At 52.8% G+C, this 12180-nt stretch carries 10 protein-coding genes and 1 pseudogene; 10 read left to right on the forward strand and 1 reads right to left on the reverse strand.

Features of this window, described 5'->3' with window-relative positions; genetic code table 11:
- The first annotated feature begins 295 nt into the window (after window positions 1-295).
- Together otsB and otsA are read left to right on the forward strand one after the other, a co-directional pair.
- A pseudogene (otsB, locus tag COO59_RS18605) lies at window positions 296-1089 on the forward strand (trehalose-phosphatase).
- On the forward strand, window positions 1086-2522 hold the full coding sequence (gene otsA, locus COO59_RS18610) for an alpha,alpha-trehalose-phosphate synthase (RefSeq protein WP_103061215.1): 1437 nt from the start codon (window positions 1086-1088) through the stop codon (window positions 2520-2522). The pseudogene otsB and the gene otsA overlap by 4 nt, the downstream one beginning before the upstream one ends.
- A 93-nt stretch (window positions 2523-2615) precedes the next feature.
- Here otsA and COO59_RS20980 read toward each other — a convergent pair whose 3' ends face one another.
- Window positions 2616-2786, reverse strand: coding sequence for a hypothetical protein (locus COO59_RS20980; protein WP_165786541.1), 171 nt, complete (start codon window positions 2784-2786; stop codon window positions 2616-2618).
- 757 nt (window positions 2787-3543) lie between these two features.
- Here COO59_RS20980 and flhD point away from each other — a divergent pair.
- The 8 genes from flhD to COO59_RS18650 all read left to right on the forward strand — a co-directional run.
- Window positions 3544-3891, forward strand: a complete 348-nt coding sequence (gene flhD / locus COO59_RS18615; RefSeq protein WP_103061216.1) for a flagellar transcriptional regulator FlhD — start codon at window positions 3544-3546, stop codon at window positions 3889-3891.
- Entirely contained in the window at window positions 3891-4469 is a 579-nt protein-coding gene (gene flhC, locus COO59_RS18620; RefSeq protein ID WP_103061217.1) for a flagellar transcriptional regulator FlhC, read from the forward strand. The genes flhD and flhC overlap by 1 nt, the downstream gene beginning before the upstream one ends.
- A 135-nt stretch (window positions 4470-4604) precedes the next feature.
- Window positions 4605-5492 carry a flagellar motor stator protein MotA gene (gene motA, locus COO59_RS18625; RefSeq protein WP_103061218.1) on the forward strand — a complete coding sequence of 296 codons (888 nt, stop codon included), beginning with the start codon at window positions 4605-4607 and terminating at the stop codon, window positions 5490-5492.
- Window positions 5489-6520 carry a flagellar motor protein MotB gene (gene motB, locus COO59_RS18630; RefSeq protein ID WP_103061219.1) on the forward strand — a complete coding sequence of 344 codons (1032 nt, stop codon included), beginning with the start codon at window positions 5489-5491 and terminating at the stop codon, window positions 6518-6520. Before motA ends, motB begins: the two co-directional genes overlap by 4 nt.
- Before the next feature lie 11 nt (window positions 6521-6531).
- Entirely contained in the window at window positions 6532-8535 is a 2004-nt protein-coding gene (gene cheA / locus COO59_RS18635) for a chemotaxis protein CheA (RefSeq protein ID WP_205960890.1), read from the forward strand.
- 24 nt (window positions 8536-8559) lie between these two features.
- Window positions 8560-9057, forward strand: a complete 498-nt coding sequence (gene cheW / locus COO59_RS18640; protein WP_103061221.1) for a chemotaxis protein CheW — start codon at window positions 8560-8562, stop codon at window positions 9055-9057.
- A 503-nt stretch (window positions 9058-9560) separates the two neighbouring features.
- Window positions 9561-11222, forward strand: coding sequence for a methyl-accepting chemotaxis protein (locus tag COO59_RS21520; RefSeq protein ID WP_103061222.1), 1662 nt, complete (start codon window positions 9561-9563; stop codon window positions 11220-11222).
- Window positions 11223-11360: 138 nt separating this feature from the next.
- On the forward strand, window positions 11361-12180 hold an 820-nt coding region (locus COO59_RS18650; RefSeq protein WP_121494953.1), incomplete at its 3' end, for a Tar ligand binding domain-containing protein.

Here is a 12180-nt window from a genome sequence, read left to right on the forward strand (position 1 = left end):
AAATTCAGTCTGTTCTGAAAATTCGCTTCTCGCTGGCGAAGCCGGAATTGGCGACTATACTGGTTTGGTACGATGTCCGCATGAAGTGATGCGAGATAGGCAGTCGGCTCAGGGCCGACCAGGCAACAGGTCAACCCAGGGAGAGTCGCTTCATTAGCTATCCAGCATTGTGCCACTTATCTCATTTAGCCGCGCTGTAAACCTGTCCTGTTTCGCCATCCTTCTGCTGCATCAAAAGTTCTGCGTGCGTTAACCCAATGGCGTTAACCGCGTTAATTCGGGCAGGAGGAAGAGTGTGAAAACCGTAGCAGCAGAAAACCACGTATTACCTTCCCTGAGCGGCGGCCTCTACGCATTCTTCTTTGATGTTGACGGTACGCTGGCTGCCATCCAGTCGCGTCCCGATGAAGTTTTTATTCCTGAGCCGGTGCGAAAATCACTCCAGACGCTTTCACGCTTAAGCGATGGCGCGCTGGCGCTGGTCTCCGGGCGACCGGTTCACGAGCTGGATATGCTGGCAGCCCCGCTACGGGCGCCGGCGGCTGGCGTACATGGCGCTGAACGACGCGATGCCAGCGGCGAGCTGCATCGTATTTCTCTTCCGGCCTCAATGGGGCAGCAGCTAAGCGATACGCTGCACAACGCTATGGCGCAGTGGCCGGGTACGTTGCTGGAAACCAAGGGAATGGCGTTTGCGTTGCACTATCGCCGTGCCGTGCAGTATGAAGACGAAGTGATGCAGCTGGCGCAAAAGCTGGTTGAACGTTTCCCGACGCTGGCGCTGCAGCCGGGTAAGTGTGTGGTGGAGATAAAGCCACAGGGCGTGGATAAAGGTGAAGCGATCAAAGCTTTTATGGGAGAAGCGCCGTTTGCCGGACGCATACCGGTATTTGTTGGTGATGACTTGACGGATGAAAAAGGATTTCGCGCGGTCAACGCGCTGCAGGGCATATCCGTTAAAGTCGGTGAAGGCTCAAGCGAGGCTCACTTTCGCCTGAAAGGGGTGAGTGACGTATATACCTGGCTGGAGCAAATTAAATTACAACTAGAGCAAGACAAGACAACGTCGGTAAGGAGTCAAGGTTATGAGTCGCTTAGTAGTCGTATCTAACCGTATCGCTGTACCAGATGGGTCCACAGCCAGCGCCGGTGGCCTGGCGGTCGGTATCCTGGATGCGCTGAAAACTACCGGTGGATTATGGTTCGGCTGGAATGGTGAGATTAGCGCCATTAGTGAAGAAGATGATGAAGAGATCGATATCGTTAAACAGGAAGGCATTACCTACGCCTCTTTCCCGCTGAATCAAAACGATTACGATCTCTACTATTGTCAGTTCTCCAATACCGTTATTTGGCCCGCTTTTCATTACCGTCTCGATTTAGTGCAGTTCCAGCGTGAAGCGTGGGACGGCTATTGTCATGTCAATGAGCTGCTGGCAGAACGCCTGCTGCCGCTGATCGAGCCAGACGATATTCTGTGGATTCATGATTACCATCTGCTGCCGTTTGCCGCCGAGCTGCGCAAACGCGGCGTAAATAACCGGATTGGTTTCTTCCTGCATATTCCTTTCCCAACGCCAGAAATTTTCAACGCGCTGCCGCCGCATAAAGAGCTGCTGGAGATGCTGTGCGATTACGATCTGCTGGGCTTCCAGACGGAAAACGATCGTCAGGCTTTCCTGGAGTGTATGGCGCTGCTGACTCAGGTACAGCATAAAGGGCCGAAGCTGCATCGCGCCTTTGGCAATACCTTTGCGACCGAGGTCTATCCGATCGGCATCGAGCCGAACAGCATTAAAGAGATGGCGGAAGGGCCGCTGCCGCCGAAAATGGCCGCGATGAAACGCGAACTGGGCGATGCGAAAAACATTATCGCCTGCGAGCGTCTGGACTATTCCAAAGGTCTGCCGGAGCGTTTCCTGGCCTATGAAGCGCTGCTGGAAAACTATCCGCAGCATCGCGGCAAAATTCGCTACTCGCAAATTGCGCCAACCTCACGCGGCGACGTGCAGGCGTATCAGGATATTCGTCATCAGCTGGAGACGGAAGCAGGGCGCATCAACGGCAAATATGGCACGCTGGGCTGGACGCCGCTCTACTATCTGAATCAGCATTTCGACCGTCGTCTGCTGATGAAAATTTTCCGCCTGACCGACGTCGCTCTGGTTACGCCGCTGCGTGACGGGATGAACCTGGTGGCGAAAGAGTACGTTGCCGCACAGAACCCTGAAGATCCGGGCGTGCTGGTACTGTCGCGTTTTGCCGGCGCGGCGAACGAGCTGACGTCAGCGCTGATCGTTAACCCGTACGACCGCGATGAAGTCGCGGCGGCGCTGGATAAAGCACTAACCATGTCGCGTACGGAACGTATTTCCCGCTATAACGACATGATGACGGTGCTGCGTAAAAACGACATTAGCCACTGGCGTGAAAGCTTCCTGCAGGATCTCCGCGCGATTACGCCGCGCTCCGAAGATGGCAAGGCGGACAATAAGGTCGCCACCTTTCAACGTCTTGCCTGATTAAGCGGACGCATCGACAGGGAAGTTGATGCGTTTTCGTTTTTGCGGGCGCGCTCAATCTGCCGTTACGTCTGGTTACGCTGAAATAAATGCTTAACGCAGGCGCGCAAAAACCGCAGAAAATAATGCATTTCCTCTTAATAATAGATCGAATATAAAAAGGGCAAAAAAGCGATTGCCGCCCGGTTTTTGTTCGTCTGCCTCGCATTTGCAAAAAAAAGAGCGGTTATCAATAAAGAATCGCTTATCGGTGCCGATAGTCACTGTAGAACTCTTCGCCTTTCCGCTAAATCATTCATATCCCTTATGTAACCGCTTGTTACACCTGCTGATGCGCTTCATACAATGCCGCTTCACTGTTAACGAACCGTTGTCATAAAACGGTCATCTCACCTTTTTTGCCCCGACAGGGTAATCGTCTTCGTTCGAAACGATTGCGGTAAGTGATTAATATCCCAATGAGATTGGCAGCTCATAACCAGCATTAAATATGGCATTGGAAAAAATATTCAGATGTTAATTTTACGTAACGGTGGTTTTTACCTTCGCCTGGCAGAGAATGGTTAAAAAGCAAACTTTTGATGCATTTTTGTTATTGGGAAGCTAAAAATTTAACAAAAAGTGGCTTTATTGGTTGCGTAATACCCTATTCACAAGCGTTGCTGATGGATTTTTTACAAAAATTTGCCTTAAAAGTGTGACGTAGATCACACTTTATCTAAAATTTTACCGATCGCTCGTTGTATGTCGAAATCAGAGGGGATACATTTGCACTGCTTTCGGAATTATCTTAAAAAACTGTAAGCGAACGTCACGGAAGGCAGGTACAACTTAAGTAATACATGGCCTGGAATTATGGCTGTTACTGACGCAGTATCCCGGTGGGATGTGAAAAACGTTCAGAAAATGTTTGGCTTCTGCCGCTGATTTTTTGCCATCTTTAGATTTACCAGCCAGCAACCAAGAATGCGGTAACCATTCCGCACAGTTAAAAGTAGTGTTAGTCAGGATGGGAAAAAAAATGGGTACCTCCGAATTATTAAAACATATTTACGATATTAACTTGTCATATTTGCTGCTTGCACAACGTTTAATTAATCAGGAAAAAGCCTCTGCCATGTTCCGTTTGGGCATTGATGAGCAGATGGCTGATACATTATCGCAGTTAACGCTGCCGGAGATGGTGAAATTAGCGGAAACCAACCAGTTGGTATGTCAGTTCCGCTTTAACGACCATAACCTTATTAACCGCCTGACGCAGGAGTCGCGTGTGGATGATTTGCAGCAAATTCACACCGGCATTTTATTATCCAGCCGTTTATTACGCGATGCTGCAAAAGATGAAGCGCCGAAAAAGAGGGCGGTATAATGAGCGAAAAAAGTATTGTTCAGGAAGCACGTGATATTCAACTGGCGATGGAATTAATTTCGCTGGGTGCGCGCCTGCAAATGTTGGAAAGTGAAACGCAGCTTAGCCGTGGCCGTTTAATCAAATTATATAAAGAGCTGCGCGGCAGCCCGCCGCCAAAAGGAATGCTGCCTTTTTCGACCGACTGGTTTATGACCTGGGAACAGAATATTCATGCGTCAATGTTCTGTAACGCCTGGAAGTTTCTGCTGAAAAGCAAACTCACCAGCGGCGTGGATGCGGTTATTAAAGCGTATCGTCTGTATCTTGAGCAGTGTCCGCAGTCGGATGATGCCCCACTGCTGGGCCTGACGCGCGCCTGGACTCTGGTGCGTTTTGTTGAAAGCGGCATGCTCGAACTGTCCGACTGCAAATGCTGCGGCGGCAGCTTTATTAACCATGCGCATCAGCCGGTTGGCAGCTTTGCCTGCAGCCTGTGCCAGCCGCCATCACGTGCGGTAAAAAGACGTAAACTTTCGGCAGAGGCTGCCGATAACATTTCACAACTGCTGGATGAACAGGTTAAACACGCCGTTTAAGTTTGTTCGCACTGTGAAATGGCATCCAGCAGCGGTTTTTAACCGCTGCTTTTTTTTTGCCTTCACGCTGACGAATAACGCCTGCGGCTCTCTGGCTTAACTTCCACCAACACGTTACTGACGTAAGGATTTATTGTGCTGGTTATTTTGGGTTATATCCTCGTTGTTGGCTCGGTGTTGGGCGGCTATATGATGGTCGGCGGCCACCTGGGCGCACTTTATCAACCTTCAGAACTGATCATTATCGGAGGGGCAGGTATTGGCGCTTTTGTCGTCGGAAATAATGGCAAAGCAATCAAGGCAACGTTAAAAGCGTTACCGCTGCTGTTCCGCGGCTCTAAATATAATAAAGCGCTGTATATGGATCTGATGGCGCTGTTATATCGCCTGATGGCTAAATCGCGCCAACAGGGAATGATGTCGCTGGAACGCGATATTGAAAACCCAAAAGAAAGTGAAATTTTCGCTAATTACCCGCGCATCCTGTCCGATAACAAGTTAGTGGATTTTATCACCGACTATATGCGGTTAATGATTAGCGGCAATATGAACGCGTTTGAAATTGAAGCGCTGATGGATGAAGAGATCGAAACCTACGAGCATGAATGCGACGTACCAGCGCAAAGTATTAGCGCCATCGGCGATTCGCTCCCGGCGTTCGGTATCGTGGCGGCGGTAATGGGCGTGGTGCATGCGCTGGCCTCGGCGGATCGTCCGGCGGCAGAGCTGGGCGAGCTGATTGCCCATGCGATGGTCGGTACGTTCCTCGGCATCCTGCTGGCATACGGTTTTATCTCGCCGCTTTCCGCAGTGCTGCGGCAGAAATGCGCGGAAACCACCAAGATGATGCAGTGCATCAAGGTGACGTTGCTTTCCAGCCTGAACGGCTACGCGCCGCAGATTGCCGTAGAGTTTGGCCGTAAAACGCTTTATTCCACCGAGCGTCCGTCGTTCACCGAACTGGAAGAGCACGTACGCAACGCGAAATCAGCCGGTAAGCAGACTTCGGGCCAGGACGCATGAATAACAAAAATCACCCCATAGTGCTGGTTAAACGGCGCAAGCATAAAAAACATGAGGGTGGTCACGGCTCATGGAAAATCGCCTACGCCGATTTTATGACCGCAATGATGGCGTTTTTCCTGGTGATGTGGCTGATCTCAATTGCCAACCCGAAACAGCTGACGCAAATCGCGGAATATTTTCAGACGCCGCTCAAGGTGGCGTTAAGCGGCGGTCAGCGCAGCAGCGACAGCGAAAGCCCCATCCCCGGCGGCGGCGACGATCCGACCAGGAAGGAAGGGGAAGTACAGAAACATGTCGATATGGACGCGGAAAAACGCAAGCTGGATGAGATCCGTCTTAATCGCCTGCGTGAGCGCCTGGACCAGCTGATTGAGTCCGATCCGCGCCTGAAAGCGCTGCGGCCGCATTTGATTATCAACCTGGTTGAGGAAGGGTTGCGCATCCAGATTATCGATAGCCAGAACCGGCCAATGTTTAAAACCGGCAGCGCCCAGGTCGAGCCTTATATGCGCGATATTCTGCGGGCGATTGCGCCGATTTTGAACGATTTGCCAAACAAGATCAGTCTTGCCGGCCACACCGATGATTTTCAGTACGCCACGGGCGATCGCGGCTACAGCAACTGGGAACTGTCGGCCGACCGCGCCAACGCCTCACGTCGTGAGCTGGTGGCCGGTGGCCTGGATGGCAGCAAAATGCTGCGCGTGGTGGGTATGTCCGACACCATGCGGCTGAAAAACCGCGGCGGCGATGAGGCGATTAACCGTCGCATCAGCCTGCTGGTGCTGAATCACGACACTCAGGCGCAAATCGAAAAAGAGAATGCTGAAAGTGACGCCGTACAGCTAAGCGATCCGCAGAGTATGAAACAAATTACCGCGCCGGCTCAGCCGTCTGCTGCGGATATAAACCCAGATCATCAACCCTCGCAGGCCGCGCCGGTCAGTCAGGAGCAGCCGGTAACCGATTTACCGCCGGCTCCTGCCAGTACGCCGCAGCCTGATCGCGACTCACAGCAGAGGTGATAACCGTGAGCATGGATATCAGCGATTTTTATCAGACGTTCTTCGATGAAGCTGACGAGCTGTTGGCGGACATGGAGCAACACCTGCTGGGGTTAGACCCGCAGGAGCCAGATTCGGAACAGCTTAACGCCATTTTCCGTGCGGCCCATTCGATTAAAGGCGGGGCTGGCACCTTTGGCTTCGTGGTTTTGCAGGAAACCACGCATATTCTGGAGAATATTCTGGACGGTGCGCGCCGGGGCGAAATGCAGCTCAGCACTGACATCATCAACCTGTTTTTGGAAACCAAAGATATTATGCAGGAACAGCTCGATGCCTATAAGGCGGGTCAGGAGCCTGACGCCGAAAGCTTTAAATATATCTGCGAAGCCCTGCGCCAGCTGGCGCTGGAGGCGAAAGGCGAAACCATCGCTCCGGCGAAAAAAGCTGACGCCGCGCCGGTTGCCGCCGCGCCTGCTGCTGCTGCATCCGGTCTGCGCCTGAAGCTGAGCGATCTGAAGCCGAACGAAGTCGCTTTGCTGCTGGAAGAGCTGGGTAACCTTGGCACCGTTAGCGATGTGCAGCGGGGCGAGACCAGCCTGGAGACCACGCTCGACACCACCATCGATAAAGACGATCTGGTGGCCGTGCTCTGTTTTGTGATTGAAGAATCGCAAATCAGCTTCCCGGACGCGGCATCAGCGCCTGTGGCCGCTGAACCCGCTGCGTCTGCGTCTTGTGTGCCGACCACCATGGCCGAAGCGGAGATCACCGCGACGCCGGCAGCGGTAACCGAGCTGGCGTCGGCGGTAAAACGCGAAACCAGGAAGGCCGCCCCGGCGAAAACCAGCGAATCGAGCAGTATTCGCGTGGCGGTCGAAAAGGTCGATCAGCTGATCAACCTGGTCGGCGAGCTGGTGATTACCCAGTCGATGCTGGCGCAGCGCTCCGGTGCGCTGGACCCGGTTGCCCACGGCGATTTGCTGAACAGTATGGGCCAGCTGGAGCGTAACGCGCGCGATCTGCAGGAATCGGTCATGTCGATCCGTATGATGCCGATGGAATATGTCTTCAGCCGCTTCCCACGTCTGGTGCGCGATCTGGCCAGCAAGCTGGGCAAAGAGGTAGAGCTGACGCTGCTGGGTAGCTCCACGGAGCTGGATAAAAGCCTGATTGAGCGCATTATCGATCCGTTAACGCACCTGGTGCGTAACAGCCTTGACCACGGGATCGAATCGCCGGATAAGCGCGTTGCCAACGGTAAAAGCGCGGTAGGCAACCTGACTCTGTCAGCCGAACATCAGGGCGGCAATATCTGCATCGAAGTGATCGATGACGGCGCCGGTCTGAATCGTGAACGTATTCTGGCGAAGGCGCTCTCATCTGGTCTGCCGGTCAGCGACGCGATGAGCGATGAAGAAGTCGGTATGCTGATTTTCGCCCCTGGCTTCTCTACCGCCGAGCAGGTTACCGATGTTTCGGGCCGTGGCGTCGGTATGGATGTGGTGAAACGAAACATTCAGGAGATGGGCGGTCACGTTGAGATCGCGTCGAAGCAGGGTAAAGGCACCACCATTCGTATCCTGCTGCCGCTGACGCTGGCGATCCTCGACGGCATGTCAGTACGCGTAGCGGATGAGGTGTTTATTCTGCCGCTGAATGCGGTAATGGAATCGCTTCAGCCGCGTGCGGAAGATTTGAAGCCGCTGGCGGGTGGCGAATGCGTGCTTGAAGTGCGCGGTGAATATCTGCCGCTGGTGGAATTGTGGAACGTTTTTGATGTGCAGGGCGCGAAAACCGAGGCGACTCAGGGCATCGTCGTGATATTGCAGAGCGCGGGCAAACGCTACGCCTTGCTGGTTGACCAGCTGATTGGTCAGCATCAGGTGGTGGTGAAAAACCTTGAAAGCAACTATCGCAAAGTGCCGGGTATTTCCGCCGCCACCATCCTTGGCGATGGCAGCGTCGCGTTGATCGTTGATGTCTCTGCACTGCAATCCTTGAACCGTGAGAAGCGCGTGGCCGGCGCCGCGTAAACGTAACCAATTAGGGGCAAACCTATGACTGGAATGGCAAATGTAACGAAACTGGCCGGTGAGACCGTCGGACAAGAGTTTCTGGTTTTTACGCTCGGTGACGAAGAATACGGCATCGATATTCTGAAAGTGCAGGAGATCCGTGGTTACGATCAGGTGACCCGTATCGCCAATACCCCGGCGTTTATTAAAGGGGTAACCAACCTGCGCGGCGTGATTGTACCCATTATCGATCTGCGCGTGAAGTTCGCGCAGCCGGACGTCCAATACAACGATAACACCGTAGTAATCGTGCTTAATTTAGAGCATCGCGTGGTGGGTATTGTGGTTGATGGCGTATCTGACGTGCTGTCGCTGACCACCGATCAGATTCGTCCTTCCCCGGAATTTGCCGTCACCATGTCCACAGAATACCTGACGGGACTAGGTGCGCTGGGTGAGCGTATGCTCATTCTGGTTGATATTGAGAAGCTGTTGAGCAGCGATGAAATGGCGTTAATGGATACATTGCGTAGCGCATAAAATATACCGCTAACCCCGACAGGTAATAAACCTGATGAATTATAACGGGGTGACAGGATAAAAAAAGGGCGTCATAATGGCGCCCTTTTTCTATGCCTTTAAGAAATTTCTTATTCGTTAATCGTTAAATACATCCAGGCCGTTTCAGCATAATGGATGGCGAAAAAAGCCTTATTAGTTAAATTAAGGCCTGGGCTTGCAAATATCAGGACTAAATATGTTAAAAGGGATTAACATTAATCAGCGATGGCCCGCACGACAAATAATGGCCCACACAAAAACGCCGCGGCCCAACAGGAGAGCTGTACTAAGCGGCGGCCATCATTATGGTTCATTTTGTTCTCCTTCTGCTTTTTCTGCCAAAAGAGATCGCTTATTCCTTGTGGCGCGCAAACCTAAACCTTCATCAGGCTCACTAAGCACCGTGGCTTATCGACAATAACCCGTACAGAGTAATTCCGTGCGCTTATTGTTGCTGTTATGTTTTACAATAAGGGAACTATATGTTTAAAAATATAAAGATTGTAACGGTGCTGTATGCAGTGCTGATATTATTCAGCGCAATGCAGTTAACAACTAACGGCTTATTTTATACTTCTCTGCAAAAAAACCAGGAGAACCTGGATACCGATCAGCATATGCGTGAGCAGCGATCCTATTTACATAATATTTGGGTCGATCTGTTAAAAGTGCGTAATTCATTGAGCCGTTCCGCGCTTTATTCAAATCTCAATACCAAAGAGAAAAAGCACCTGGATTTTGCGCAAAGTATGCTGGAGCTGGCCGCAAAGCAGCTGACTGAGGCGGAAGTTAAATATAATGAATTCTATCAGTCGCTGCAGCGGTACACGGAGGTAAACGGCGAGGACGTTATTACGGCATATCGTGAACTGTATCAGGCGCTGACCGAACTGAAAGAGATGTTAAGTAAAGGCGATATGGCGGGCTATCTGGCGCAGCCGACGCAGCAATATCAGAATCGCTTCGACCAGGCTTACGAAAGCTGGCTGGCAAAAAACCAGTTGCTGATTGGCGAGACCAAAACGGCTAATGAGCAAGTCCATCATTATTCGATAGGGCTGTCCATACTTATGCTGGTACTGGCGCTTATCAGTATCGGTTTCATGTGGGTCATACTGCAACGCATCCTGCTGAGGCCGCTGGCTAAAACGATGGAGCACATCAGGCATATTACGCGCGGCAACCTGACGGAAACCATCAGCGTTGAAGGCCGGAACGAAATGGGCCAGCTGGCGCTCAGCCTGCGTGAAATGCAGCAATCCCTGACGCGCACCGTCAGCGACGTGCGCAGCGGGGCGAATATCATTTATACCAGCGCCAGTAAAATCTCTTTCGACAGCGGCGATTTAGCCTCCAGAACCGAACAGCAGGCGGCTTCACTGGAAGAGACGGCCGCCAGCATGGAGGAGCTGACCGCCACGGTGAAACAGAACGCCGATAATGCCCGTCAGGCCTCGCAGCTGGCCTTGAACGCGTCGGAAATCGCGCTGCGCGGCGGCAAGGTGGTGGACGGCGTGGTCACCACCATGAGCGAAATTTCCCATAGCTCGAAAAAGATTGCCGACATTATTAGCGTGATTGACGGCATCGCCTTCCAGACCAATATCCTGGCGCTGAATGCGGCGGTGGAGGCGGCGCGCGCCGGTGAGCAGGGACGCGGCTTTGCGGTGGTCGCCGGTGAAGTGCGCAGCCTGGCCCAGCGTAGCGCGCAGGCGGCGAAAGAGATCAAAGATCTGATTGTCGAGTCCGTCAGCTGTGTGGATACCGGCTCCGTGCTGGTGAGCAGCGCGGGTGAAACCATGAATGAAATCGTCGGCGCGGTAACACGCGTTACCGATATTATGGCGGAAATCGCCGCCGCCTCAGATGAGCAGAGCCGCGGGATTGAACAGGTTGGTCAGGCGGTGACCGAGATGGACAGCGTAACTCAGCAGAACGCTGCGCTGGTGGAAGCCTCCGCCGCCGCCGCCGCCGCGCTGGAGGAGCAGGCCAGCCGTCTGGGGAAAGCGGTGGCGGTATTTACGCTGCCGGGCAGCGAAAACAGCCTGAGCGAGAGGCAGAGCGTGACGTTACCGCCGCCGAAAAACAGCGCTAAGCTGGAAAACAAAGCGCAATCTGCTGAAGATAACTGGGTAACGTTTTAACCGCTGACTTTTTCTTTCCGATGCCGTCATCCGACGGCATCATTTTTATCGCCGCGCTTTTTTTCTCCAGTAAATAAATGTTACTTCGGGTTTGCCGATAACTGTCTGGTAGTCATTTTCTTATTACCAGGGGTAAACATGTTAAAGCGAATCAGAGTGGTGACCAGCCTGATCATAGTGCTGGTCATTTTTGGCGCAATGCAGCTGCTGTCGGGTGGGCTGTTTTTCCATGCGCTAAATAAAGACAAAACCAATTTTTTAATCTCCCAAACCTCCAGTCAGAACGTCGCGGCGTTAACCGATGCCTGGATAGGGCTTAACCAGACGCGGATTACGCTTAACCGCGGCATGCTGCGTCTGCAAAGCTCCCTGGCCAGCGAGATCAATGGCGGCGGGCTGGATGAGTTGGTACAGCAAAGCCGGGCGCAGCTGACAGAGGCGGATAAGCATTACCGTGAATATAAGGCGATGCCCGACACGCCCGGACTGGACAACAACCTCTCAAAGCGGATGGAAGAAAAATATGTCACGCTGGCGAAGACGCTGTCTGATATGACCGACCTGCTGGCGGCTAAGCAGCTGGAAGAGATGCTTAAAAAGAATATCGAACAGAAGCAGGATGACACTCAGGCGGTATATACCGAATGGCGCAGCGCTCAGGCCGAGCTGTCAGCGCAAGGCGTCGCACAGAACGAAAGCGCCTTTACCACCATGCTGTGGATCCTGGGCACCATTATGGTGCTGGTGGTGGCGGTTATCGTGCTTTGCTGGTTCGGCCTACAGAGCATTCTGCTGCTGCCGCTGCAAAAAATTATGCAGCATATTAAAGCGATCGCCGCAGGCGATCTGACGCAGCCGATCGAAGCGGAAGGGCGCAATGAGATGAGCCAGCTGGCCGCCAGCCTGAAGCATATGCAGCAGGCGCTGGTACGCACCGTCAGCGACGTGCGCGACGGTT

This window comes from Mixta theicola (genome assembly GCF_002895925.1).
In the GTDB taxonomy this organism is placed as follows: domain Bacteria; phylum Pseudomonadota; class Gammaproteobacteria; order Enterobacterales; family Enterobacteriaceae; genus Mixta; species Mixta theicola.